Annotated in this window: 20 protein-coding genes and 2 pseudogenes; 10 read left to right on the top strand and 12 right to left on the bottom strand. The window is 71.5% G+C overall.

Annotation, left to right across the window (positions count from 1 at the left end; translation table 11 throughout):
- Positions 1–9: 9 nt before the first annotated feature.
- Both MTP10_RS37705 and MTP10_RS37700 read left to right on the top strand, forming a co-directional pair.
- On the top strand, positions 10–327 hold the full coding sequence (locus MTP10_RS37705; RefSeq protein WP_310716153.1) for a hypothetical protein: 318 nt from the start codon (positions 10–12) through the stop codon (positions 325–327).
- Positions 328–775: 448 nt separating this feature from the next.
- Positions 776–1,756: an alpha/beta fold hydrolase gene (locus MTP10_RS37700; protein WP_310716152.1), complete on the top strand. Its 981-nt coding sequence runs from the start codon at positions 776–778 to the stop codon at positions 1,754–1,756.
- An 85-nt stretch (positions 1,757–1,841) separates the two neighbouring features.
- Here the strand turns inward: MTP10_RS37700 and MTP10_RS37695 are convergent, their stop codons facing one another.
- Complete coding sequence (locus MTP10_RS37695) at positions 1,842–2,978, bottom strand: LacI family DNA-binding transcriptional regulator (RefSeq protein ID WP_310716151.1); 1,137 nt, start codon at positions 2,976–2,978, stop codon at positions 1,842–1,844.
- Positions 2,979–3,225: 247 nt separating this feature from the next.
- Between MTP10_RS37695 and MTP10_RS37690 the strand changes: the two genes are divergently transcribed.
- From MTP10_RS37690 to MTP10_RS37680, 3 genes are read left to right on the top strand one after another with little or no spacing between them, the layout of a single operon-like run.
- Entirely contained in the window at positions 3,226–4,143 is a 918-nt protein-coding gene (locus MTP10_RS37690) for a sugar ABC transporter permease (RefSeq protein ID WP_310716149.1), read from the top strand.
- Positions 4,144–4,145: 2 nt separating this feature from the next.
- Entirely contained in the window at positions 4,146–5,063 is a 918-nt protein-coding gene (locus tag MTP10_RS37685; RefSeq protein WP_310716147.1) for a carbohydrate ABC transporter permease, read from the top strand.
- A 50-nt stretch (positions 5,064–5,113) separates the two neighbouring features.
- A complete protein-coding gene (locus tag MTP10_RS37680; RefSeq protein WP_310716145.1) occupies positions 5,114–6,457 on the top strand; it encodes a sugar ABC transporter substrate-binding protein in 1,344 nt (447 codons plus the stop codon).
- A 63-nt stretch (positions 6,458–6,520) separates the two neighbouring features.
- Here the strand turns inward: MTP10_RS37680 and MTP10_RS37675 are convergent, their stop codons facing one another.
- The 5 genes from MTP10_RS37675 to MTP10_RS37655 form a co-directional block, all read right to left on the bottom strand.
- On the bottom strand, positions 6,521–8,566 hold the full coding sequence (locus MTP10_RS37675) for a beta-galactosidase (RefSeq protein WP_310716143.1): 2,046 nt from the start codon (positions 8,564–8,566) through the stop codon (positions 6,521–6,523).
- Between the two features lie 107 nt (positions 8,567–8,673).
- Positions 8,674–9,561 (bottom strand): carbohydrate ABC transporter permease, encoded by an 888-nt coding sequence (locus MTP10_RS37670; protein WP_310716141.1) that lies wholly within the window; start codon positions 9,559–9,561, stop codon positions 8,674–8,676.
- The gene (locus tag MTP10_RS37665; RefSeq protein WP_310716139.1) at positions 9,558–10,445 is read right to left on the bottom strand and encodes a sugar ABC transporter permease; all 888 of its coding nucleotides are present in this window, start codon (positions 10,443–10,445) and stop codon (positions 9,558–9,560) included. The genes MTP10_RS37670 and MTP10_RS37665 overlap by 4 nt, the downstream gene beginning before the upstream one ends.
- 4 nt (positions 10,446–10,449) lie before the next feature.
- Positions 10,450–11,766, bottom strand: a complete 1,317-nt coding sequence (locus tag MTP10_RS37660) for an extracellular solute-binding protein (protein WP_310716137.1) — start codon at positions 11,764–11,766, stop codon at positions 10,450–10,452.
- A 15-nt stretch (positions 11,767–11,781) separates the two neighbouring features.
- Positions 11,782–12,645, bottom strand: coding sequence for a PfkB family carbohydrate kinase (locus MTP10_RS37655; RefSeq protein ID WP_310716135.1), 864 nt, complete (start codon positions 12,643–12,645; stop codon positions 11,782–11,784).
- 176 nt (positions 12,646–12,821) lie between these two features.
- On the opposite strand from MTP10_RS37655, the gene MTP10_RS37650 reads away from it, so the two are divergent.
- The gene (locus MTP10_RS37650) at positions 12,822–13,901 is read left to right on the top strand and encodes a LacI family DNA-binding transcriptional regulator (protein WP_310716133.1); all 1,080 of its coding nucleotides are present in this window, start codon (positions 12,822–12,824) and stop codon (positions 13,899–13,901) included.
- 18 nt (positions 13,902–13,919) lie between these two features.
- Here MTP10_RS37650 and MTP10_RS37645 read toward each other — a convergent pair.
- Positions 13,920–14,794: pseudogene (locus tag MTP10_RS37645) on the bottom strand (IS5 family transposase).
- Between the two features lie 66 nt (positions 14,795–14,860).
- Here MTP10_RS37645 and MTP10_RS37640 point away from each other — a divergent pair.
- Positions 14,861–15,409: a GNAT family N-acetyltransferase gene (locus tag MTP10_RS37640; RefSeq protein WP_310716131.1), complete on the top strand. Its 549-nt coding sequence runs from the start codon at positions 14,861–14,863 to the stop codon at positions 15,407–15,409.
- Positions 15,410–15,641: 232 nt separating this feature from the next.
- Positions 15,642–16,673 (top strand): phosphotransferase, encoded by a 1,032-nt coding sequence (locus tag MTP10_RS37635; RefSeq protein ID WP_310716129.1) that lies wholly within the window; start codon positions 15,642–15,644, stop codon positions 16,671–16,673.
- Between the two features lie 197 nt (positions 16,674–16,870).
- Here MTP10_RS37635 and MTP10_RS37630 read toward each other — a convergent pair whose 3' ends face one another.
- Entirely contained in the window at positions 16,871–17,788 is a 918-nt protein-coding gene (locus MTP10_RS37630) for a branched-chain amino acid transaminase (RefSeq protein ID WP_310716127.1), read from the bottom strand.
- A gap of 72 nt (positions 17,789–17,860) precedes the next feature.
- Between MTP10_RS37630 and MTP10_RS37625 the strand changes: the two genes are divergently transcribed.
- Positions 17,861–19,177 (top strand): PLP-dependent aminotransferase family protein, encoded by a 1,317-nt coding sequence (locus MTP10_RS37625; RefSeq protein ID WP_310716125.1) that lies wholly within the window; start codon positions 17,861–17,863, stop codon positions 19,175–19,177.
- Between the two features lie 50 nt (positions 19,178–19,227).
- On the opposite strand, the gene MTP10_RS37620 is transcribed toward MTP10_RS37625, so the two are convergent.
- From MTP10_RS37620 to MTP10_RS37600, 4 genes are all read right to left on the bottom strand, one after another.
- On the bottom strand, positions 19,228–20,121 hold the full coding sequence (locus MTP10_RS37620) for a hypothetical protein (protein ID WP_310716124.1): 894 nt from the start codon (positions 20,119–20,121) through the stop codon (positions 19,228–19,230).
- Positions 20,122–20,642: 521 nt separating this feature from the next.
- Entirely contained in the window at positions 20,643–21,302 is a 660-nt protein-coding gene (locus MTP10_RS37610) for an HAD family hydrolase (protein ID WP_310716123.1), read from the bottom strand.
- A gap of 68 nt (positions 21,303–21,370) precedes the next feature.
- The gene (locus tag MTP10_RS37605; RefSeq protein WP_310716122.1) at positions 21,371–22,372 is read right to left on the bottom strand and encodes an SIS domain-containing protein; all 1,002 of its coding nucleotides are present in this window, start codon (positions 22,370–22,372) and stop codon (positions 21,371–21,373) included.
- Positions 22,373–22,628: 256 nt separating this feature from the next.
- Positions 22,629–23,858: a hypothetical protein gene (locus MTP10_RS37600; RefSeq protein ID WP_310716121.1), complete on the bottom strand. Its 1,230-nt coding sequence runs from the start codon at positions 23,856–23,858 to the stop codon at positions 22,629–22,631.
- A gap of 79 nt (positions 23,859–23,937) precedes the next feature.
- On the opposite strand from MTP10_RS37600, the pseudogene MTP10_RS37595 reads away from it, so the two are divergent.
- A pseudogene (locus tag MTP10_RS37595) lies at positions 23,938–24,572 on the top strand (hypothetical protein); the annotation flags it as partial.

Raw genomic sequence — 24,572 nt, 5'->3', positions numbered from 1 at the left:
GGCCGCGTTATGCGCGGCATCACCATGCACTGGGACGGCAAGGCGTGGTCGCGGATGCCGGGCTCGGCCGAGGCCAGCGCGTCCGGCTCCGACGGCGCTGACGGGATCATCCTGGTCGACTGGGAAGCCGATGAGGGCGGCTTGAGCGGGACCGTCCGGATCGCGCCCGACGGCAGCCGGACCGAGCTACCGCCGATGGCAGGGGCGAACCGCAGGCGCGAGGTCCAGATCTCCGCGGTGAGCGCGGTGCCCGGAACCAGGACGGTCTACGCAGTGGGCCTCACCTATGGCAAGAACTTCGGCCCCATGATCACCCGCCACCGCTGAGTTCCACCCCGCGTGACGGTCGGCTTTCGATCTCCTGTGCCACCGCACCCTGCTGCGATGAAGAGCACTCAACACCACTACCGATGACGGGGCAGAGCCGATCACTGGACAGACCCGCACGAAGGGGCGCACCTGCGTCCAGGTCCAGATCCAAGCCCGTCACCACAGGCGACAACCCGTGGTTGTCGGTCTGCCGCTTCCGTTGTTGGATCACGCGACCCGGCTGCCGGTTTCATGGCCGCATGCGCAGATTGATCCCTACGGGGGACGCGGCGCGGCCGGTGGAGCTCGTCCGGGACACCCGGCCCGCGCCCTCTCCGTCCGAAGTGCTGATCAAGGCGGAGGCGTTGTCGCCGTACCGCAGGCTGGAGCCAGACCGCAAGGGTCGTGATCGACCTGCGGGAACGCCGTATCCGGCGAAGGCCGTGCCGACGATCGGGGCATCACGATGAGCGTCGCGGAATTCGCCGCCGCCAACCTGTCGCGCGCCACCGGAGCGGGGCTGGACCCGCACGAGTACCTGCGCGTCACCGGCGAGCTCGCCGACCTGGAGGACTGGGGTGCGGCCTTCATGCGCGCCGCGCGTGGGCATCTGGCGCGCGCCGGGCAGGCGGCCACGGCGATCTCCGCGGGCGAGCACCTGCGGGTGGCGGCGCGCTGGTTCCACTTCGCCACCCTGGGGCCGAACCGTGAGCAGGCGGTCGCGGCCGCCGAGGCGGACACCGCCATGGGCCGTGCCCTCGACCTGCTGGAGCCGGGCGCGCGCCGGATCGAGGGACCGGGCTTCGCCGGCTGGCTGCGCGGCCCTGGCGGCGCCGCGGCCACCGCGGTGGTGGTTCCGGGACTGGACTCCGGCAAGGAGGAGTTCCACGACGTGGTCGGCGCCCTGCTGCGCCGGGGCATGGCCGTGTTCGCCATGGACGGGCCGGGACAGGGCGTGCTCACCGCCACCACCACGGTCCGCGCCGACTACCACCACGTGATCGGCCGGGTCGTCGACGCACTCGGCACGGACAGGGTGGGACTCGTCGGGCTCAGCCTCGGCGGCTACTACGTCGCCGAGAGCGCCGCACGGGAGCCCCGCGTCGCGGCCGCCGTCACCGTCAGCGGTCCCTTCCGGCTGCACTGGGACGCCTTGCCGCCCCCCGTACGGGAGCTCCTCGTTCAGAGGGCCGGCGGCGGGCCGGAGGGCCGCCGCTTCGCCGGGCAGGTGGACCTGTCGGCCCTCGCGCCGCGGATCGCCTGCCCCATGCTGGTGGTGGACGGCGGCCAGGACGTCATCCCCGGCGTGACCAACGGCGAGCCGCTGGCCCGCCTGGCACCACGCGGGCAGTATCTGCACCTCCCGCTCGGCGACCACCTGCTCGGCAACGTCCGCCCCGACTGGCTGGCGACCGCCGCCGACTGGCTTTCCGGAGCGCTCACCTGACCTGTTTCACCGGGGATGCCGCACTGATGGCCGGCGCCTCGTGAACGCGATCCCCGGCTGACCGTCGCCCGGCGCCGGCGGGCGATCAAGGGGCCGCCGAGCGTGGCGCGGCCGTGCTGCGCCGGACCACCAGGCTGGTCGGGACGAGGTCGGTGCCGGGGGGCGAGGGGCGGCCTTCGTGGATCTGGACCAGGGCCCGCTGCACGCACCTCCGGCCCACCTCGGCGAAGTCCTGGTGAACGGTGGTCAGGGGCGGGACGAAGAACTCGGCGTCCGGGATGTCGTCGAAGCCGACCACGCTGATGTCGCCGGGGACCGCCCGGCCGCGCTCGTGGAAGGCGCGCAGCAGCCCGAGGGCCATCTGGTCGTTGGCGGCGAACACCGCCGTGCAGCCGGGCTCGTCGGCGAGCGCGAGACCGGCGGCGAAGCCGGACTCGGCCGACCAGTCGCCGTGCAGGGGCGGCGGCACCGGCCGGCCGGCCTTCTCCAGCGTGGTGCGCCAGGCGCGGGCGCGGCTCTGAGCGGCGTAGGACGTCTGCGGCCCGGTCACGTGCCAGACGGTGTGATGTCCCAGGTCGAGCAGGTGGTGGACGGCCCGTCGCGCCCCTTCGGCCTGGTCGGTGTCGACGACGCTGTAGCGGTCGCCGGCGTCGGAGTCCACGACCACGATGTGCACTCCGGGCGGCAGGGTCACGGTGCCGGAGTCGAGCAGGTGGATCTCGATGATGACGACGACCGCGTCCACGGCCAGCTCGCCCATCCGGGTGAAGGCTCCCAGCACGTTGTCCTGGGTGGGCACGTCGATGGGGATGAGCGTGATGGCGTACCCCTCGGCCGCGGCGTGGGTGGCGATCGCCTCCACCGTGCGGCTGTTGCCGGTCGAGGCCAGGCTGAAGAGGATGACGCCGATGGTGTTGAACTGGCCGTACCGCAACGCGCGGGCGGCGCTGTTGGGCCGGTAGCCCAGCTCGCGCATGGCCGCGAGCACCTGCTCGCGGGTCGAGTCGATCACGCCGGGATGGCCGTTCGAGACCCGCGACACGGTCTGCGACGAGACACCCGCGAGCTTGGCGACGTCGGCCATGGAGACGCGCTGCTTGCGGCGCCCGCCGGGGATGTTCGACCCGCCGCGTCGCGCGCCGCCGCTGGGCACCGCACCAGACGCCGCACCGGACGCCGCGCCCGGCATCGCGTCCCTCTGTTCCCGACCGCCCCGGTCCATTGCTTCCTCCCTGCCGCCCTTCCGCCGCCGTCCGACCTCCTCAAGGCCGGGACGGCCGTCAACGTGGGGGAAACCTTGACGACCCGTGTGGCGGGTGCCACGATACCGCACGGACGTTTACGTAAACATCACTTGTCGATCACCCCTCCTCACCCTGGGTCAGCAGGTCGGGGGCTCCCTCGCCGGCCGTATGTTCACGTGAACGTCACGCTGAGAGTCGGGTGTCCCGGCAGGGAGGAGTGGACCGGTGGTCGCAACACCGCAGGCGGGCGCGCCGGCCGGCTGGAGGGCGGCGCCCCGGGGGCGGCGAGCGTGGACGGGATGGCGGTTCGTCGGGCCGTTCATGGTGGTGTTCGCGCTCGTCTTCCTGGCGCCGATCGCGTACTCCGTCTACCTGAGCCTCTTCCGCACCCAGTTGATCGGCGGGACCACCTTCGTCGGCGCCGGCAACTACCTCAAGGCGCTGGGTGACCCGCAGTTCTGGTCCGCCTTCGGCAGGGTGGCGATCTTCCTGGTCGTCCAGGTCCCGATCATGTTGTTCCTGGCGCTGCTGGTGGCTCTGGCGATCGACAGCGGCCGGTTGTACGGGACGAGCTTCTTCCGCATCTCGGTGTTCCTGCCCTACGCGGTGCCCTCGGTGGTCGCGGCGCTGATGTGGGGCTTCATGTACGGCACCCAGTTCGGCCTCATCGGCAACCTGAACGAGACGCTCGGGCTGTCGCTGCCGGACCCCCTGTCGGCCGACCTGATCCTCGCCTCGATCGGCAACATCGTGACCTGGGAGTTCGTCGGCTACAACATGCTGATCCTGTACTCCGCCCTCCGCGTGGTCAATCCGTCCCTGTACGAGGCGGCGGAGATGGACGGCGCCGGCCAGCTCCGCATCGTCTGGTCGATCAAGCTCCCCGCCCTGCGCGGAGCACTGCTGATCTCGACCATCTTCTCGATCATCGGCAGCTTCCAGCTCTTCACCGAGCCCAGCGTCCTCAAGGACCTGGCCCCGAACGCCATCACGACCTACTTCACGCCGAACTACTACGCCTACTCGCTGTCCTTCAGGGGCCAGCAGTTCAACTACTCGGCGACCGTCGCCATCGTCATGGGCGTGATCACCATGGTCGTCGCCTACGTCGTCCAGCTCCGCGGCATGCGGAAGGGGGCCTGACCATGGCAGCCACCACCCACGCTCCCCGCCGCGCGCGGACCTCCTCCGGCCCTCTGGTGATCCGGCGCAGGTCACCGCGGAGGCGGCGCAGCGCCACGCTGACCGCACTGACCGCGATCGTGCTCCTCTACACGCTGCTCCCGCTGGCCTGGCTCGTGATCAACGCGACCAAGACGCAGGAAGGGCTGCTCGGCACGTTCGGCCTGTGGTTCGACGGCGACTTCGCCCTGTTCGCCAACATCGGCGACACCTTCACCTACGGCGGCGGCATCTTCACCCGCTGGCTGCTCAACACCCTGCTCTACGTCGTCGTCGGCGCGGGCGGCGCGACGCTGCTGGCGACGATCGCCGGGTACGGGCTGGCGAAGTTCGACTTCCCCGGCAAGAAGGCCGTCTTCGCGATCGTCATCGGGGCGGTCGCGGTCCCCGGCACCGCGCTGGCCGTCCCGACCTTCCTCATGTTCTCCGGCCTCGGCCTGACCGACACCCCCTGGGCGATCATCATCCCGTCGCTCGTCTCGCCGTTCGGCCTCTACCTCATGTGGACGTTCGCCTCCGACGCCGTCCCCGACGAGATCCTCGAATCGGCGCGCGTGGACGGGGCCCGGGAGTTTCAGACGTTCTTCCGCATCAGCCTGCCGCTGCTGGCGCCCGGGATCGTCACGGTCCTGCTGTTCACCGTCGTCGCGACCTGGAACAACTACTTCCTGCCGCTGATCATGCTCAAGGACCCGGACTGGTATCCGCTGACACTCGGCCTCAACAGCTGGAACCGCCAGGCGTCCACCGCGGGCGGTGAGGCCATCTTCAACCTCGTGATCACCGGATCACTGCTCACCATCGTCCCGCTGATCGCGGCGTTCCTGCTGCTCCAGCGGTACTGGCAGTCGGGGCTGTCGGCCGGAAGCGTCAAGGGATGACCGACGCCACGCCCGACCGTCTCCAGGCACACCCCATGAAAGGGCCATCCATGACGATAACCCGCCGCCATGCCCTCCTGCTGGGCGCCGCGCTGTCGGTGTCGCTGCTCGCCACCGCCTGTGGCTCCTCCGGTGACGGCGGCTCCGGGGCCGCCGCCACCCAGGGCGCGTCCACCGACGACCTCCAGGCGGCGCTGGACGCCGGCGGCAGCATCACGGTCTGGGCGTGGGAGCCCACCCTGAAGAAGGTGGTCGCCGACTTCCAGACCAAGTACCCGAAGGTCAAGGTCAACCTGGTCAACGCCGGCACCGGCAACGACCAGTACACCGCCCTGCAGAACGCGGTCAAGGCCGGCTCCGGCGTCCCCGACGTCGCCCAGATCGAGTACTACGCCCTGCCGCAGTTCGCGCTCGGCAAGGCGGTCGCCGATCTGACGGCCTTCGGCGCGGACAAGCTCGACGGCACCTTCACCCCCGGCCCGTGGGGCGCCGTCCACTCCGGCAGCGGGATCTACGGCCTGCCCATGGACTCCGGCCCGATGGCCCTGTTCTACAACAAGGACGTCTTCGACAAGCACAAGATCGACGTGCCGGCGACCTGGGACGAGTACATCGCGGCGGCCAAGAAGCTGCACGACGCCGACCCGAAGGCGTACATCACCAACGACACCGGCGACGCCGGCTTCACCACCAGCATGATCTGGCAGGCCGGCGGCAAGCCCTACCAGGTCGACGGGACCAAGGTGAGCGTCAACTTCGCCGACGCCGGTACGCAGAAGTTCACCACGGCCTGGCAGCAGCTCGTCAGCGGCAAGCTCGTCGCACCGGTCAGCTCGTGGAGCGACGCCTGGTACAAGGGCCTCGGTGACGGCAGCATCGCCACGCTCGTGATCGGCGCCTGGATGCCCGCCAACCTCGAGACCGGCGTCAAGGCCGGGGCCGGCAAGTGGCGGGTCGCGCCCATGCCGCAGTGGGAGAGCGGCGGCAAGGCCACCTCGGAGAACGGCGGCAGCTCGCTGGCCGTCCCGGAGGCCGCCGCCAACAAGAAGCTGGCCTACGCCTTCGCCAAGTACGCCAGTGTCGACGAGGGTGCGCAGGCCCGCGTGGACGGCGGCGCGTTCCCGGCCACCAAGGCGCAGCTGGAGTCCCCGGCCTTCCGCGACAAGAAGTTCGCGTACTTCGGCGACCAGCAGATCAACCAGGTCCTCGCCGAGTCGGCGAGCCAGGTCGTCCCCGGCTGGTCCTACCTGCCGTACCAGGTCTACGCCAACAGCGTCTTCAACGACACCGTCGGCAAGGCGTACATCAGCGGCACCACACTGCAGGACGGCCTGAAGGCGTGGCAGGACGCCTCCGTGAAGTACGGCCAGGAGCAGGGCTTCACGGTCCAGTAACCCCCCCGCGAGAACCGTCGAGGCCGGTCGCGGGACACCGCGACCGGCCTCGTCATGCCCCCGTCAGGACCCGTGCGGGCGGCGCAGGACGCACACCTGGCGGGGACCCAGGGTCAGGCCGGCGGCCAGGCACGGCCCCCGGAGCACCTCGCCCGCCACGCCGTCCACGACGACGCTCTCGTCGGTGCGGTTGATGAGGAACCAGTAGTCGGCGTCGTCACCGGTCCGCACGGCCAGCTCCACCGCTCCGGCGACGGCGGCGGGAAGCTCGGAACGCACCCCGCTCGTGGTCAGGAGCAGGGACAGCACCGGCCGCAGCCCCTCGGGTCCGAGCCTGGTCGAGACGTAGGACGCCGAGCCGGTCCCGACGGGGCGCGTGGTGATCGCGGGCCGGCCCGCCTGGTCGCCGGACGTGTAGGAGGCGACGACCTTGACATCGCTCCCGGTGACGTCGATCCGGTCGCTCCACAGGGTGCCGGACACGCCGAGGTCGAGGTCGGCCCGGTCACCGTCGAGCAGCGGGCCGAACTCCTCGATCCGGATGCCGAGCAGATCGCGCAGCGCGCCGGGATGACCGCCGAGCCACACGTGGTCGTTCTCGTCGACGATGCCGGAGAAGTACGTGGTGACGAGATGGCCGCCGTCGGCCACGTACGCGCTGAGGCGGTCGGCGAGCGCCCGCGGCACCACGTACAGGACCGGGGCGACGAGCAGGTCGTAGTGCGAGAAGTCGTCGGCGGAGCCGATCACGTCCACCCGCACGCCTGCCGCCGCGAACGCCGAGAACCAGTCGAGCGCCTCCTGCCGGTACCGCAGGCGGGAGGTGGGATGGGAGTCCAGCTCGCTCGCCCACCAGGAGTCCCAGTCGAACACGATCGCCGCCGCGGCCCGGCGACGCCGCGTCCCCGCGACGGGGGCCAGCGCCTCCAGGGTCGCGCCGAGGTCCACGATCGACCGGAACACCTCGCTGTCGGTGCCGGCGTGCGGGATCATCGCCGAGTGGTACTTCTCGGCTCCGCCCGCCGACTGCCGCCACTGGAAGAAGCACACGGCGTCCGCCCCGTACGCGACGTGGGTCAGCGAGTCCCGGGCCATGCCGCCGGGCCTCTTGGCCAGGTTGACCGGCTGCCAGTTCACCGCGCTGGTGGAGTGCTCCATCAGGAACCAGGGCTCGCCCCCGGCCAGCATGCCGGTCAGGTTGGCCGAGAACGACAGCTCGTCCTGGGCCTGCGGCCCGGTCAGCAGGTAGTGGTCGTTGGAGACGAAGTCGAGCTCGCGCGCCCAGTCGGCGAAGTCCATCCCCTTGGTCTCGCCCATGACCATGAAGTTGGTGGTGACCGGGATCTCGGGGGTGAGCTCGGTCAGCACGCTCCGCTCCGCCCGCAGGTAGTCCTTCAGCGCGTCCGAGGAGAACCGCTTGAAGTCGAGCTGCTGGGTCGGGTTGGGGTAGGACGCGGCCAGGCGCGGCGGCAGGATCTCCTCCCACGCGCCGTACTCCTGCGACCAGAACGTCGTCGCCCAGGCCCGGTTGAGCCGCTCGATCGTGCCGTACCTCTTGCGCAGCCAGGTACGGAAGGCCGCGGCGGCGTCGTCGGAGAAGTCGTAGACGTTGTGGCAGCCCAGCTCGTTGTTCACGTGCCACGCGGCCAGGGCCGGGTGGCCGCCGTACCGCTCGGCCATGGCCCGGACCAGGCGCAGGGCGTGCTCGCGGAAGACCGGCGACGTCGGGCGCCAGTGCTGGCGCGCTCCGGGCCACAGGGTGCGGCCGTCGTGGTCGACGGGGAGGATCTCGGGGTGCGCGGTGGTCAGCCACGGCGGCGGGGACGCGGTCGCGGTCGCCAGGTCCACGGCGATGCCGTTCTCATGGAGCAGGTCCATCACCTGGTCCAGCCAGTCGAAGGCCCACCGGTCCGCGCGTGGCTGGAGGCGGGCCCAGGAGAAGATCGCCAGCGAGACGATGTTCACCCCGGCCCGGCGCATCGCCCGGACGTCGTCCTGCCACACCTCCGGGGGCCACTGCTCCGGGTTGTAGTCCGCGCCGAAGGCGAGGCGTCCGCGGGAGGTGTCCGAGGGCCAGCGAAGCCAGCGGGGTGCCTGATGAGCTGTCACTGCTACTCCTGCAGACCGATGTTTACGTAAACATAGGCTACCGCATCCCCCCTCGGGGACAGGTGAGGACAGAGGCGGGCGCGGCTCCGGCGGCGCCGGAGCCGCTCCTACTTGCCGACGCCCTCCGTCAGCCCGCGCAGGAACTGGCGCTGCCCCACCAGGAACAGCACGATCGTGGGCAGTGCCGCCATGGTGAGACCGGCCAGCACCACCGGCCAGTCCGTCAGGAGCCGGCTCTGCATCGACACCAGGCCCACCGGCAGCGTCTTCAGCGACTCGTCACTGACGAACACCAGCGCGAACGCGAACTCGTTCCACGCGAACAGCGCCTGCAGCAGCGCCGCCGACACCAGGATCGGCCGCGACATCGGCAGGACGACCCGCCAGAAGATCTGCGCCTTCGACGCCCCGTCGATCGTGGCCGCCTCGTCCACGGAGCGCGGCAGCTCGATCATGTACGCCCGGATCAGGAAGATCGTGAACGGGATGCGGAAGGCCGTGTAGAGCACGATCAGCGCCCAGTACGTGTCGAACAGCCCGATCGCGGTCAGCAGCCGGAACAGCGGGATGAGCGCCACCGTCGGCGACAGCAGCAGCCCGCCCAGCACGAGCAGCGCCACGGCGTTGCCGAACGGCAGCTTGAGCCGGCACAGCCCGTACGCGGCCCAGGCGCTGATCAGCGTGGTGGCCACGATCGACGCCGAGGTGACGATGACGCTGTTGGTGAAGTAGCGGACCACGCCCGTGTCCCAGGCACGCGCGTAGTTGCTCCAGCGCAGCTCGCCCGGCAGCCCCCACGGCTGGTTGAAGATCTCCTGGTTGTCCTTGAACCCGCTGAGCACCATCCACAGCACCGGGTACAGCACGGCCACGGCGAACGCCCCGAGCAGGGTCCAGCCGAGCACCCGCCCCACCACGGTCCGGAAGCCCACGCTGGCGCGGGGCCGGTGCCGGGCGGCGGCCCGGCCGTCGAGCGCGGAGTTCAGCGCGATCACGTGTCATACCTCCGGCGTCGGGACACGGCCAGCTGCGCGGCCGCGATGGCGAACGTGATGACGAAGATCACCGTGGCCACGGACGCGGCGTAGCCCATGTCGTCCTCGAAGAAGGCCTTGCGGTACAGCCACGTGCCGAGCACCTGGCTGGAGTTGTCCGGGCCGCCGGCCGTCATCACCATGACCTCGTTGAAGACGAGGAACGCCCCGGAGACCGTGAGGATGACGATCAGCGTCGTCATCTCACGGACCATCGGCAGCGTGATCGAGAAGAACGTGCGGACCGCCCCGCTGCCGTCGACCTTGGCGGCCTCGTAGTACTCGCGCGGGATGCGCTGCATGGCCACCACGAACAGCACGGCGGTGTAGCCGACCCCCTGCCACTGGCTCATCCCGATGACGCTCCAGATGGCCGACGACTCCTCGCCGAGCCAGGCCCGGGCCAGGTGGCCGAGGCCCACGGCCCGCAGCGCCTCGTTCACCAGCCCGTACCTGGGGTTGTAGAGGAAGGAGAACAGGACGCCCGCGACGGTGATCGACATGGCGGCCGGGATGAAGTACAGCGTGCGCAGCAGCCCGCGCAGCCGCTTGCCGACGAGCTCCTCCAGCAGCGCCGCGAGCACCAGCGACAGGCCGGCCTGGAAGACCAGGGAGACGACGGCGTAGGCGATGTTGTTGAGCAACGCCCGCCAGAACACCGGGTCGGTGAACGTCTCGCGGTAGTTGTCCAGACCCACGAACCGGGGCTCGGGGGAGAAGGCGTTCCAGGAGAAGAAGCTCAGCCGCAGGTTGTCCACGATCGGGTAGTAGACGAACACCAGCAGCAGGGCGACGGCGGGCAGCACCCATACCCAGGCGCGCCAGCGGGTCAGCAAGGCGCCCATGGCATCAACCGACTTCCTTCTTCGCCTTCGCGGCCGCCTCGCGGACGCCGGTCATGACCTGCTCGGGGGTGCGGGAGCCGGACAGCATGCCCTCGACGCCGGACAGGTACGCGCTGGCGACCTCAGCGTGGGTGATCGTGTCCAGCCAGATCGCGAAATTTCCGGCCTTGTCCATGTCGGCCAGGGCGTCGGTGAGCTGCTTGTTGGCGTTGGCCGCGGCCGCCGAGCCCTTCACCGGGCTGAGCCAGCCGATCTCCTTGGTCATCGCCGCCGCGTTCTCCTGGCTGGACATGAACGTCAGGAAGTCCACCGCCAGCCCCGCGTTCTTGCTCTTGGCGTTGACCAGGAACCCGTCGGGCGCGCCCGTGAGCGCCGAGGCGTCGCCGGTGGCGCCGGACGGCGCGGGCAGCCGGAAGAAGCTCCACTCGAGCGGCGGCTTGGCCTTCTCGACCGCCTCGAACTCGACCGACTCCAGGTAGTGCATGCCCGCCTTGCCGGACAGGAACTGCGCCTGCGCGGTCTCGTGCGACAGCCCGTTGGCGTCCTTGGTGCCGCACCGGCCCACCAGGTCGGCGAACTGCTTGAGCGCCGTGACGTAGCCGGGGTCGGTGAACGCGCCGCCGGCGGGGTTGTAGTCGGCGGTCAGCGTCTGGGCCGGCACGTCGTAGGCGTTGAGCTGGGTGATGTAGTGGATAGCCGCCCAGCCGTACTGGTTGCCGAACGCGATCGGCTGCACGCCGGCCGCCTTCAGCTTGTCGCAGGTGGTCAGCAGCTCCTCGAACGACTTCGGAACGGTGACGCCCGCCTTGTCGAAGACCGTCTTGTTGTAGGCGAGGTACTTGCCGTCGAGGTCGATCGGCATGCCGTAGTTCTTGCCGCTGTACTCGAACGCCTTGAGCGCCGCCGGGGCGAACGTCGAGCCCCACGGGGTGCCGGGGCCGAGGACGCTCGTCAGGTCGGCCGCCAGGCCGGCCCGGACGAACTTGTTGGTGAAGTCGCCCGCCCACGAGAAGTAGATGTCGGGCAGGTCGCGCGACGCGCTCAGCACGCGGATCTTGTCCTTGTAGGCCTGGTCGCCGACCTGCTCCAGCTTGATGTCCACTTTCGGGTTGGCCTGCTCGTAGGCGGCCACCACCTTCTCGAAGTACGGGGCGTACTCCGGGGAGGCGAACTTGGTCACCATCGTCAGCGTGCCCGACTTCTCCTTGGGCGCGGCCAGGTCGGCCTTGGCGGGCGCCGCGTCGGACCCGCCGCCGCCGCAGCCGGCCGCGGCGACGAGGACGGTGACCAGCGAGAGCGCGCTCCAGCGGTGCTTGTTCATGCTGACTCCTTGCTCTTAGGCATCGTTGCCTCGGCCCCGGAGGCGATCCGGGGCTTGGGGGGTGGCGAGGGTGGCGTCGAGGGGGGCCTCGTGCCCGAAGGCCCCGTACGAGGCGCAGGCGTGGGAGGCGTAGGCGGTGGCGGCCGCGGCGAGGTCCGGCAGGTTCTCGCCGCGGACGGCGCCGACGAGCAGGCGGGCGATGAACGCGTCGCCGGCTCCCAGGGTGTCGACCACGTCCACCGGCTCGGCGGGGGCCCAGGCCGTCTCGTCGCCGCTGACGAGCACGGCTCCGTGGGAGCCGAGCGTCACCGCGACGAGTGAGGGGCCGAGGTCCCGTACCCGGCGGGCCAGCGCGAGCGCCTCGTCGCGCGAGCCGGACGGGGACGACAGGATCGCGATGCCGGCGTGGCGGGCGTGGGTCTCGATGTACTCCCGGGGGCGCTCGGAGAAGTCGAACGACAGCCGCCGCGCGGCCGTGGCCAGCTCCGGAAGCTGGTCCTCCAGTAAGGAGCACTCGCCGGTGTGGACCAGGTCGGCCTCGGCCAGCCGTTCGAGGTCGGCGGGGGAGAGGCGGAACCGGGACACCCCGTCCTGCCCGCCGGTGAACTTGCGCTCCCCGGCGACCAGGCGGACGGTCGCGGAGGCGTTGGGCCCCTCGGCGGTGCGCAGCAGGGACAGATCCACACCCTCGCCGGCGAGCGCGGCGCTGACCGCCCGGCCCGCCGCGTCGGTGCCCACGACGCCCAGGTAGCCTGAGTCGGCGCCGAGCCTCCGGGCGTGGACGGCGACGTTGACGGCGTTCCCGCCGGGATACATGACGCCGAGGTCGGGGTAGCAGTCGACGACGTTGTCGCCGACGGCAACCAGGCGTGGGTTCACACGGGCTCCTGTGACTGGGAAGGTTCTCACTCACCTGGGTGAGAACGTTCTCAATCTGTGGGACCCATGTCAAGGGTTGCCGCCGAATCCGCTACCGTGGCCCGTTGATCACCTCTTTCGCGCTCCTCGCGGAGGGATGATGTCCAGGACACGACCAAGCAGCACCGGGGGTGCGCATGAGCGGCAGCGTCCGGCGGGCCATGCCGTCGATCGAGATCGTCGCCAAGGAGGCGGGCGTCTCCACCGCGACGGCCGGCCGGGCTCTGGGCGGCTACGGCTCGGTGAGCCGGAAGAGCCGCGAGGCCGTCCTGGCCGCCGCCGAACGCCTCGGCTACCGGCCCAACAGCCTGGCCCGCAGCATGATCACGGGGCTGACGCACACGCTCGGCGTGCTCGTGCCCGACATCGAGAACCCGTTCTTCTCGCGTGCCCTGCGCGGCATCGCCGACGCCGCCCACGAGCGCGGCTGGGAGGTGCTGCTCGTCAACACCGACGAGGACCTCGTGCTCGAACGCAAGGCGCTGAGCGTGCTCGCCGAGCGCCGCGTGGACGGCCTCGTCGTGGCCCCGACGGACGTCGCCGACCGCGACGCCCTGCAGGCCGTCGTGGACGCCGGCATCCCGATCGTTCTGCTCGACCGGCGGGTGCCCGGCCTCGAAGCCGACACGGTCGGCATCGACAACCGGGCCGCCGCCAAGGACGCCACCGAGCGGCTGCTCAAGCTCGGGCACCGGTCGGTCGCATTACTGACCGGCGGCGATGAGAAGCTCCGTGCCAAGCTGTCCCGTCCCGGCCTGCGAGGGGTGGAGCGGCTGGCGGCCACCACGGTCGGCGCGCGCGCCGCCGGCTACCGCGACGCGTTGGTGGAGGCGGGGGTCGAGCCCCGGCCGGAGCTGGTGAGCGCCGAGGGCTTCCGGCGGGAGGACGCGGCCGCCGCCACCCGGCGCCTGCTCGCGCTGCCGGACCCGCCGACGGCGATCCTCGCCCTGGACAGCCTCCTGGCGCTGGGAGTGCTCCAGGCGCTGCGGGGGCTCGGGCTGCGCTGCCCGGTGGACGTGTCGCTGGTGGCCTTCGACGACGCGGACTGGGCCGAGGCGATCTCGCCGCCGCTGAGCGTGGTGGCGCAGCCGATCTACGAGCTGGGGGCGGAGGCGGGGCGGCTGCTGCTCGACCGCGTCCAGGGCAGCGACAAACGCTTCACCCACCGGAGGCTGCCGACCCGTTTCATCGAGCGAGAGTCCGCCTCTTCCCGCTAGGGTGTGTTTCAAATGTGGTCACAGCCACTCGGTGATGGCGGCGATGGTCACGGTGGCTTCATAGCGGACGGCGAGCTTGTCGTACCTGGTCGCGACGGCCCGGTGGCGTTTGAGCCGGTTGATGCCGCATTCCACGGCGTGGCGCTCACGGTAGTCGATCTTGCAGAACGTGGGCGGCCGACCGCCTCGGCTGCCCCGGTTCTTGCGGTGGCGGATCTGATCGGCCTTCTCCGGGATCGTGCAGGTGATGCCGCGCCTGCGCAGGTAGGCGCGGTTGGCGCGCGAGCCGTACGCCTTGTCGGCACGGACCCTGTCGGGACGCTTGCGCGGGCGTCCCGGTCCGAGCCGGGGCACACTGATCCGCTCCAGCACGGGCTGGAACTGAGGAGAATCCCCGCGTTGACCAGCAGTGATGATCAGCGATAACAGCTTCTGGCCCTGCTCGACAGCCAGATGCAGCTTGGTGGTCAGCCCACCCCGAGAGCGGCCCAGCCCATGGTCGGCGGGCTCGACATCGACGCCGCCGGGTGGCTCTACCTGCAGATCCCCCTTTTACGCGCACCAGCGGCGTGCTGGTGCGCGCGGGTGATCGTGGAGTCCACGCTCACCTCCCAGGTGATCAGGCCCTTGGCGTCGGCTCTGGCCTGCAGTTCTTTCAAGATCCGCGACCAGGTGCCGTCCCGCTGCCACCGCCGAAACAGCCCGTACACCGTCTCCCACTCGCCGTACCGGGCGGGCACGTCCCGCTACGGCGCACCCGTTCGTGTCCGCCACCGGATCCCATCGATGAGCTGCCGTTTCGTCCACTTCGGCGGCCTGCCCGGCTTCTTACCGACCGGCAGCAACGGCTCCAGGACCACCCACTGAGCGGCAGTCAAATCACCACGACCCACACCAAGATCATCCCAGATGGATCGCTCGGGCGATCCACTGCTCACAACAGGCCCTAACGTTGATCCATGTCCGAAATGCCATCACGGGTCGAACTGCGCCCGCTCACCCTCTCCGACCAGGACGAGTTCTGCTCGCTCGTGCAGGCCAGCACCGAGCTGCACCTGCCATGGATGCAGCTGCCCGCGACCGCGGAGGAGTTCCAGGTCTGGATGCGCCGCTTCGACGACGGCACCAACCTGGGCTTTCTGATCCGTGTCCGGGAGACCGGCGCAGCCGCCGGCACGGTCAACATCAACTCGATCATCCGAGGCCGCTACCAGGGCGCGTCCCTCGGCTATGCAGCCTTCGCCCCGTCCGCAGGGCAGGGTTACATGACCGACGGGCTCACCGTCACCCTGCAGCACGCCTTCACCGACCTGCGGCTCCACCGGCTGGAGGCCAACATTCAGCCAGCGAACAAGGCATCCCTGGCCCTGGCCCAGCGCTTGGGCTTCCGTTACGAAGGGCTGTCGCCCGCCTACCTCTACATCGACGGGGCCTGGCGCGACCATGAACGCTGGTCCATTACCGCACCAAACCCCTGGAAACCCGATCCCTCCCTTCCAGAGGTATGAGCCACACGGCGCCGCTTATGAAACACGTCCTAGTTTTGGGGACTTTCTGGTACGGCTCCGCCTGGTCGGCGCCGGTCACCGTACGGGGCTGGGGGCCTCCAGGGAGACGGCCGCTGAAACCGCACGGGGCCGGCCGCCGTTACGCACGCCCTCTTGACCGTTGCCGGGGCATCCTGGTTACGCGGAGTCAACGGGATGACGGTGGTTCGGGCGGCTGGTTAGCCTTGGGGGCGTGAGGGAGCGGCCGGAGGGCGTCGGCGACGAGGACGTGCGGCATGCCCTGGCGGCGTGGGGGATTGGGTCCTCCGTGTCCCTGGAGTATGCGCCTGTGGGCTTCGGCGACTACCACTGGATCGCCACCGTCCCCCCGACCCAGGGCGCTAACGCCGGGCGGAAATGGTTCGTCACCGTGGCGGATCTGGCGGCCAAGGAGTATCTCGGTACCGGGCCTGACGCCGCGTACCGTGGGCTGACGAGGGCCATGGACACCGCCGTTCACCTGCGCGAACACGGCGGGCTCGACTTCGTCGTGGCGCCCGTGCGAGCCGCCGAGGGCGGCGGGACCGTGCGGCGGCTCGGGGCCCGTCACGCCGTCGGCGTCCTCCCGTTCGTCCCCGGCGCGCCGGGTCACTTCGGCCAGTCCCTCACGCCCGGCGCGCGGCACCGCGTCATCGACCTGCTCGCCCGCCTCCACCAGGCGGAGCCCCCGGCCTCGCTCCCCGTCGCACCGGCGGCCCTGCCCCAGCGCGCCGGCCTGGAACAGGCCCTGGACGACGCCCTGGGCGACGCGCCGGACGACCGGGCGGCCCGCCGGCGTGGCGGCCCGTTCGGGGAACGCGCGCGTGCGCTGCTGTCGGCCCACGCGGGCGTGCTGCGCGCCCGGCTGGCCGGGCTGGACCGGCTGACCGGGGAACTGCACGGTCGCCGGCGCGTCGTGACCCACGGGGAGCCGCATCCCGGCAACGTGCTCACGCTCGGTGACCGGAGCCTGCTCATCGACTGGGACACCGTGGGGCTCGCGCCGCCCGAGCGCGACCTGTGGCACGTCGCCCGGAACCAGACCGACCTCGACCGCTACGCCGAGGCGACCGGCCACCGTCCCGACCGGTCCCTCCTGGACGGCTACCGGCTGCGGTGGGCGCTCGACGACGTGGCCGCCTTCGCCGGCTGGTTCCGCGCGCCGCACGACGGCGGGGCCGACAGCGAGCAGGCGTGGGCCGGGCTCCGCGACACCGTCGCCTGGCTCGCCTCCACGCCCGCCTGACGACTCGGCCCGGCCCGCCCTTCTCCTCGGCGATCTCGACGGCTTCCGCCCCACTGCAGGCGTCTGAGTGCCTGGATCGCGGGCGACAAGTGGGGCTGGGGGCCTCCAGGGAGACGGCCGCTGAATCCGCACGGGGCCGGCCGCCGTTACGCACGCCCTCTTGACCGTTGCCGGGGCATCGCCACGGCCGTCCCGGCTCAGGGGAGCAGGTCTGCCGCCAGGCGCGGTCGTACCGGGGTCAGCCAGTGCCGGTAGCGGGGGGCGCGGCCATGCACGGCCTCCTCGTAGGCGGCGGCCAGCGCGCTCGTCGCCGGTCCGGGCGCGGCCAGCTCGCGCCCGTCGACCGAGCGCACCGGCACCACCCCGGCGGCGGTGCCGCACAGGAAGACCTCATCGGCGCCGTAGAGGTCGGAACGCATCATGTCGTGCCTTGTCACCGGCATCCCGAGGTCGGCGGCCAGGCGCTCGACGGTGTCCTGCGTGATGCCCTCCAGTGCCCCCGCGCTCGCCTGCGGGGTGCTGACCCGCCCGTCGCGGACCACGAACAGGTTGGCGGCGGTGCACTCGCTGACCTGGCCGGCCGCGTTCAGCAGCACCGCCTCGTCGTAGCCGGCCTCGACCGCCTCGGCCTTGGCCAACACCGAGTTGAGGTAGGGGCCCGTCGCCTTGGCGGCCGTCGGCACGGCCGCCTGGTCGTTGCGCCGCCACGTACTGGTCATCAACCGCACGCCGGCGGCCGGCGCCTCCCACTCCCACGTCGCGATCGACACCACGACCGGGTTGGCGCGCGCGGCCAGGCCCAGCTCGCCGTAGCCGCGGTGCACGAGGTGGCGGATGTAGCAGGCGCGGTGGCCGTTGGCGGCGACGGTCTCCAGCGTGGCCGCCTCCAGCTCCTCCACCTCGTACGGCACCCGCATCCCGACGATCCGGGCGCTGCGGTGGAGCCGTTCGAGGTGCTCGCGCAGCCGGAAGACGGCCGGCCCCGCACCGGTGTCGAACGCCCGCGTCCCCTCCAGCACGCCCGTGCCGTAGTGCAGCGCGTGCGAGAGCACGTGCACCCGGGCCTCGCCCCACGGGACGAGCGTCCCGTCCATCCAGATGCGGCCGGTCTCCATGGACGCCACCTCCTCAAGTGGCTCAGCACGGTACGCCACTACTTGGCAAAGTGGCAAGCTAGTATGTGCCACATGGAAGCACTCGTCACGCTGGTCCTCGACCGGATCCGGCTGCACCAGGGGCCGCCGAGCCGCCGGCTGGCGGGTGCGCTGGCCGACCTCGCCCAGACCGGCGCCCTCGCACCCGGCGACCGGCTGCCGTCGGAGCGGGAGCTGGCCCAGGCCGTCGGCATGAGCCGGGGCACGGTGGCGACCGCCTTCAACGCCCTGTGCGAGGAGGGGCTGTGCGAGCGCCGCCACGGCAGCGGCACCTACGTCACCCGGACGCGGTCCATGGCGGGGCTGCTCACCGATGCCGTCCTGCCCGCCGACCTGTCGACCTCCGTCGTGCCCGACGCCTCCCACCTGGCGATGCCGCCGCTCGATCCGGCCACGCTGCTGCGCAGCCCGAGCGGCCACGGCTACGACGCCATGGGCGACCCACGCCTGCGCGCCCTGCTCGGCTCCGGCGACGCCGCGGCGGCGGACGGGTCCGTGCTGATCACCGGAGGGGCGCAGCAGGGCATCGACCTGGCCGCGCGCACGCTGCTGCGGGCGGGGGAGCGCGTACTCGTCGGCGACCCCACGTACGTCGGAGCGCTCGCGGCGTTCCGCAGGACCGGGGCGCACGCCGTCGCCGTGGACCTCACCGACCCCGGAGCCACCGAGGCCGCCTTCGCCCGCCATCGCCCGGCCGCCGTCTACGTGGCAGGCGTCGGCAACCCGACCGGAGCCGTGCCCGACCTGCGGCATGTCGCCGAGCTGGCCAGGGCCGCCGGAGTGCCGCTGGTCGAGGATCGCGCCCTGGCCCGTCTCGTCCACGACGGCGCCGCGCCGCCCGAGCCGCTGTCCCTGGTGCACCCGCACGGCACGGTGACGGTGGGCTCGCTCTCCAAGGTGCTGTGGGGCGGACTGCGGATCGGCTGGCTGACGGCGCCCGAGGCGCTGCTGGCCCGGATCACCGAAGTCAAGCTGGACTCCGACCTGGCCACCAGCGCCGTGGCGCAGCGGCTGGCCGCCGAACTGCTGGAACACAACTCCGTCGGCCCGTGGCTGGCCGAGCTGGCACGCCGCCGCGACCGCTTCACCGCCGCCCTGGCCGACCGGCTGCCCGACTGGTCCTGGACCCGGCCCGCCGGGGGGCTGTCGGTGTGGGTGCGGCTGCCGGGCGCCGACGGCGACAGGTTCGCGGCGCTGGCCCGCGAGGAGGGGGTGGCGGTCGCGCCCGGCTCCCTGTTCTCGGTGGACGGCCGCCATCGCGATCACCTGCGCCTCAGCTTCGCCCCGCCGCCGCCGGTGGCCGACCAGGCCGTTGCGGCGCTCGCGCGAGCCTGGGCACGGCGGAGATGACCCTGGCGCGACGGCTGGGGCTTCTCGATCGAGGCGGGACGAGGCCGGGATCAGCCGCGCAACAGCGGCCGGCCGGGGAGCGTGGTCTTGGTCTTCATCAGGCTGGGCGCGCCGTTGCCGCCGATGTCGGCGAAGTAGAGCGTCCTGCCGTCGAAGGCCAGGCTGGCCGGGCTGTCCAGCTTGTCGGCGAGAACCTCCACGTCGCCGTCGGCGCGGACGATGTTGAGGGTGTTGCCCGTGAAGCTCGGGACGTAGAGCTGCCCTCGCACGTCGAAGGCTACGCCGTCGGCGCCGGCCAGCTTGGCGTCCTTGACGTGGACGGTCGGCACGCCGGCCGCACCGCCCTTGCCGTACGGGACGCGGACGATCTGCGCCTGGTCGGAGACGGCGACGTAGAACGCGCCGGAGCGCCAGGCGACGCCGTTCGCTCCCACGCCGTCCGCGCCGGGGGCGAGCAGCGGCGACTTCACCCAGACCGAGGCCTTGCCGCCGGCCACGCGGTAGATCACGCCGTGCGTGGAGTCGGTGACGTAGAGAGCGCCGTCGGGCCCGAAGGCGAGGGCGTTGGCGAAGCCGACCGGCAGCGCGGCGTGGAGCTTGGCGTCGCCGTCCGGGGTGATCCGCCAGACGCCGTTGGTGGCGGCCTGGCCGGAGTTGAGCAGGGCGTAGACGGTGCCGCGCCGGTCGGTGGCCAGGCCGTTCAGCCGGCCTTCGCCGATGGGCAGGGCAGCCAGCAGGCTGTCGGCGCCCGTGGCGTCGACCTTCCGGATCTCGCCCTTGGACAGCAGTCCGACGTAGACGGTCCCGTCCGGCGCGACGGTGACACCCTCGGTGAGGTCGGCGTAGGGCCGGACGACGACCGGGTGGAGCCCGGCGGCCTGAGCGGGCGTGGCGATCAGCGTCAACAACGCGATCGCGAAGAGGAGGAGGGGGATGCGCTTCATGGGTGTGATCATGTCGCCGTAAGCTCGCCATTGTGTCACCGCAACTTCCGCGAATCGTCACGCGGGAATCCGGCGACGCTCTGAATGCCGCATCGGCACACACACGGAGACCGGAATCGCCCTGGTGGGAAAACTGCCGAATTACGGCTACTTCCCAGGTCAATGGCGTGACCGAAATTCTCGCCCCGGCGGGAGCCAGGTATTTCGCGGCTCGAAAGCAGGGAGACGGATCGGCCTTTTCATGCCCGCTGTCGCACGTCCTCGAAAAAGGCCGTTCGTGTCCCTGGAAGCAGGGTTTCTCCTCGGGCCGCGGCACCGTCGTCTGGCTGGTTCCCGCGCACGCCCGGCGACTCAGACCAGCCAGCCCTTCTCCTCGGCGATCTCGATCGCCTCGGCGCGGGTGCGGGCGCCGAGCTTCTGGATCGCGGCCGACAGGTGGTTGCGTACGGTGAGTCCCCGGTCGTGACCTGACCCATGACGACCGTCACAGGCGCACTCCTGATGGGTGGGATCGGCGCAGGTCAGAAGCGTGGCGGCGGCTGTCGGTCGAGGGCGGCGACGAGGCCCGGCAGGGCGGCGGGGTCGTCGAACAGGCCCGTGGCGCCCAGCCCGGAAAGGCGCTCCGGAGGCGTGAGCCCTCCCGTGAACGCCAGGCAGAGCATGCCCGCCGCCCGCGCGGCCCGCACCCCGAAGGGGCTGTCCTCCACCACCACGCACCGCTCCGGCGGCGTCCCCATGGTGGCGGCGGCGTGCAGGAACAGGTCGGGGGCCGGCTTGCCCCGGGCGACGTCCTCGGCGCTGAAGACGCGGCCGGCGAAGCGCGCGGCCAGGCCGGTCAGCCGCAGACTGCGCGCGATCTTGGCGTGCCCGCCGTTGGAGGCGACGCACGCGGGCACGGTCAGGCCCTCCAGCGCCTCGGGCATGCCCGGCACCGGCGTCAGCCCGGCCTCCATGGCCGTGTCGTGCTCCTCCGCCAGCCGCTCCCGCCAGCCCGGCGGGACGTTCGCGCCCACCTCTCGCCACCAGTGCTCGTCGCTGCACCCCACGAACCTGGCGGCGTACTCGCGCTCGTCGATGTCCCACCCCAGCCGGCGCAGCGCCGCCGTGCCGACACGGACCGAGATGCGCTCGCTGTCGACCAGCACGCCGTCACAGTCGAAGATCACCAGCTCGACGGGCAAACGGTCTCCTTCCATGACGGGCCCCCCGCCGGAGCGCCGGCGGGGGGTCGTCGTCTCCGTGTACGGGATCAGTAGTCGACCTTGAACATGTAGTTGCGCTTGTCCAGGTCGTGGCCGCGCACGGCCTCGTAGTGACGGGCCACCCGGTCCATCAGCACGGCGATCGCCAGCGGCGACACCTCGCCGCGCAGCTCCGCCGGGATGCCCGGCAGCGTCAGGCTCTTCGTGTCGATGTGGAAGGTCTTCTTGCTCGCGTACGTGTCGAGGAAGCGCTTGGCCCGCTCGGCCATGGGCCGCGAGGCGTCCTCGCCGAGCAGGTTGATGACCGCCACGTCGTCGTTGACGACCTCGAACGCGCCCTGGAAGAACTCGCCCGAGTTGAAGGCCGCCGCGTGCTTCCACTGCATCTCCTGCAGGAAGCACATGGCCAGCCCGTACGCCCAGTTGTAGCTGGGGCCGGAGCCGAGGACGTAGGTGATGGGCTCGTCCTTGAGCGTCTCGGCGACGATCCTGGCCCGGTCCTCGTGCTCCTGGGCGGCCGACAGCAGCGCCTCGGGCAACGCCTCCAGAGCCTGGTCGAGCAGCGCCCAGTCACGCTCGACGCCGCTCTGCCGCATGACGGCGTACGCGGCGAGCTGCAGGAACAGGTCGCTCTGACCGGTGAAGGCGACGTTGGCCGCCTCGGCCAGCGGACCGCCCTCCTTGCTGATCACGGCCACGGTGGCGCCCGTGCTGCGGGCGTACTGGGCGGCGGCCACGGTCTCCTTGGTCTTGCCCGTGTAGGAGGCGAGGAAGACCAGCGAGCCCTCGCCGAGCCGCTTGGTGCGCCCGGTGTTCAGCTCGTCGCTCTGGAGCTTGTAGACGGGGACGGTGTCCTCGCGCTCCAGCAGGTAGTGGCCGGGGTAGGCGGCGATGAGCGAGCCGCCCGCGCCCACGAAGAACACGTTGCGCAGGCCCTTGCCGATGGCCTCCGCGACGAGCTCCTCCAGCTGGGGACGCTGGCTGATGGTCTGGCGCGCCTTCTCCGTCAGGTCGGACTCGATGGGCTTGAGCGGCAGCTGGTCGGTCACGGTCTCTCCGTTCGCTTCTCAAGAATTTGAGAACGTTCTCAACAATGCGTTGGTAACGTTCTCACTGGAAGGGAGAGCCCGTCAAGAGCCGGAACGGGAGAGGGGGCGTTGATGTCGGCGAGGCGCCGGTCTACGGGGCGGCCGTGGAGGGCGGCGGGCGCGGCGGCGTCGGCGGCATCATCCGGCCGGTTCGGCCGCCGGCGCACGCCGCACGGCCCGTCTCAGGCGGCCGCGTCACGGGGAACGGGGGCCCGGCTCAGGCGGCCTCGTAGCCGGGGAACAGCAGCGACAGCTCTCGCGGGTGGGCGGCGATCAGCCGCAGCTCGTCGTCGGTGAGCGGGCGGCCGGTCATCGCGTTGCAGAGCTGCACCAGCCGGAACGTCAGGTCCTCGTCGCCCACCTCGGCGTCCAGTCCCTCCATGACGTGCCGGAACCCCGCCTTGCCGCCGTACTCGCCGGTCAGCACCACCCGCCCGGCCCGGGCGTGCCAGTCCTCCGGGAACGGCCCGAGCGTCGCCTCGTCGTACAGCTCGTAGTTGCCGTGGTCCTTCAGCGCGCCGTCCGCGTGGATGCCGCTCTCGTGGGCGAACGCGTTCCGGCCCACCCCCACCTGGTTGTACGGCAGCGGCTGGCCCAGCGCGTACGCCGCCCACAGCCCGAACCGGCGTGCCCACGACAGGTCGATCGGGTCGCCGATCTCCGCGTCCTTCGCCTCCAGCCCGAACCCGTGCCGGAAGGCCAGGATCGTGGACAGCAGGTCGGCGTTGCCCGAGCGCTCCCCGACGCCGTTGACGCAGGTGTTGACCCACGCGTCCTGCCCGGCCTCCAGGTCGCCGAGAGCACCGGAGACGGAGTTCGCCACGGCCATCCCGAGGTCGTTGTGGCAGTGCGTCTCGACCGGCATGCCGGTGGCCGAGGCCAGCCCGGCGAACCGCTCCCGGATGCGGCCGGGCGTGTCGCCGCCGATCGTGTCGCAGTACCGGACCCGGTCGGCGCCCGCCTCCTTGGCCGCCAGCGCGAACTCCGTCAGGAAGCCGGCGTCCGTGCGCGACCCGTCCTCCGCGTTCACGCCGACCGTCTCGGCGCCCGCGTCCTTGGCGGCCCGGACGGCGGCGGTCATCTCGCGGACGATCGCGTCACGGTCGAGCCGGCCCCGGAACTTGTTCTGGATCATGTAGTCGGAGGTCGAGATCGACAGGTTGTAGTGGCGCAGGCCCAGGGGCGCCGCGCGCTCCACGTCCGCCGCCACGCCCCGGCACCAGCCGGACAGCCGCAGGCCGCCGAACGCGCCGGCCTCGGCCAGGGCCACCTGCGCTTTGACGTACGGGACCTCGTGGAACAGGAACGGGAACCCGATCTCGGACTGCGCCACGCCGAGCTTGGCCAGATAGAAGTTGACCATGGTCTTGCCGAACTTGGACAGGCCGGTGCGCGCGGTCTGTACGCCGTCCCGGTTCGTCACGTCGAGGAAGTGAATCTGGGGCATGTCCTCACGTTGACATGGCCGTTCAATGTGTATCAATATTGATTTTCGTCAACATAGAGGTGATGGGCGGAGGCCGGACGTGGAGTGGATCGACGCCGCCACGGCGGCCGAGCGGCTCGGCGTGAAGCCGGCGACGCTCTACGCGTATGTCAGCCGCGGCCTGCTCACGCGGCGGCACGGCGATGACCGCAGGAGCCTGTTCGAGGCCGGCGAGATCGAGCGGCTGGCGCGGCGCGGGCGGCCGCGTGGGCAGCCGCCGGAGCTGGTCGTCGAGTCGGGCGTCACGGCCCTCGGCCTCGACCGGCCCTACTACCGGGGGCGCGACGCGCTCGTGCTGGCCCGGACGGCAGGCTTCGAGTCGGTCGCCGAGTGGCTCTGGAGCGGCGACCCGGCCGGCCGGCCCGAGGCCGCCTGGGAGAGCGAGCCCGAGGCGTTGCGCGCCACCGTGCAGGCGCAGCGGGGCCTGCCCGCCGACCTGTCGCCGCTCGACCGGCTCCAGGTGATCACCACCGTGCTGGGGGCGTCCGACTCGCTGCGCCACCAGCTCGATCCCGTCTCGGTGGCCGCCACCGGCCGCCGCCTCATCGCGGGCCTCGTCGACGCCCTGCCACCGGCCGCGGACCCGCCCGCCGCAAACCCGCCGGCCGCCGGCACGGGCGGCGGGCCGGGGGAGGGGCGGCTGGCCGAGCGGTTGTGGGCGCGGCCGCGCCCGCG

Source organism: Nonomuraea sp. 3-1Str (assembly GCF_031570565.1).
Lineage (GTDB): Bacteria > Actinomycetota > Actinomycetes > Streptosporangiales > Streptosporangiaceae > Nonomuraea.
The sequence above is the reverse complement of the archived record's forward strand: the minus strand, read 5'-3'. Positions and strand labels throughout refer to the sequence as shown.

Coding starts and splice junctions, on each gene's coding strand:
- MTP10_RS37705 (WP_310716153.1), top strand. CDS start 10: ATGCGCGGCATCACCATGCACTGGGACGGCAAGGCGTGGTCGCGGATG.
- MTP10_RS37700 (WP_310716152.1), top strand. CDS start 776: ATGAGCGTCGCGGAATTCGCCGCCGCCAACCTGTCGCGCGCCACCGGA.
- MTP10_RS37695 (WP_310716151.1), bottom strand. CDS start 2,978: ATGGACCGGGGCGGTCGGGAACAGAGGGACGCGATGCCGGGCGCGGCG.
- MTP10_RS37685 (WP_310716147.1), top strand. CDS start 4,146: ATGGCAGCCACCACCCACGCTCCCCGCCGCGCGCGGACCTCCTCCGGC.
- MTP10_RS37680 (WP_310716145.1), top strand. CDS start 5,114: ATGACGATAACCCGCCGCCATGCCCTCCTGCTGGGCGCCGCGCTGTCG.
- MTP10_RS37665 (WP_310716139.1), bottom strand. CDS start 10,445: ATGGGCGCCTTGCTGACCCGCTGGCGCGCCTGGGTATGGGTGCTGCCC.
- MTP10_RS37660 (WP_310716137.1), bottom strand. CDS start 11,766: ATGAACAAGCACCGCTGGAGCGCGCTCTCGCTGGTCACCGTCCTCGTC.
- MTP10_RS37650 (WP_310716133.1), top strand. CDS start 12,822: ATGAGCGGCAGCGTCCGGCGGGCCATGCCGTCGATCGAGATCGTCGCC.
- MTP10_RS37640 (WP_310716131.1), top strand. CDS start 14,861: ATGTCCGAAATGCCATCACGGGTCGAACTGCGCCCGCTCACCCTCTCC.
- MTP10_RS37630 (WP_310716127.1), bottom strand. CDS start 17,788: ATGGAGACCGGCCGCATCTGGATGGACGGGACGCTCGTCCCGTGGGGC.
- MTP10_RS37625 (WP_310716125.1), top strand. CDS start 17,861: ATGGAAGCACTCGTCACGCTGGTCCTCGACCGGATCCGGCTGCACCAG.
- MTP10_RS37620 (WP_310716124.1), bottom strand. CDS start 20,121: ATGAAGCGCATCCCCCTCCTCCTCTTCGCGATCGCGTTGTTGACGCTG.
- MTP10_RS37600 (WP_310716121.1), bottom strand. CDS start 23,858: ATGCCCCAGATTCACTTCCTCGACGTGACGAACCGGGACGGCGTACAG.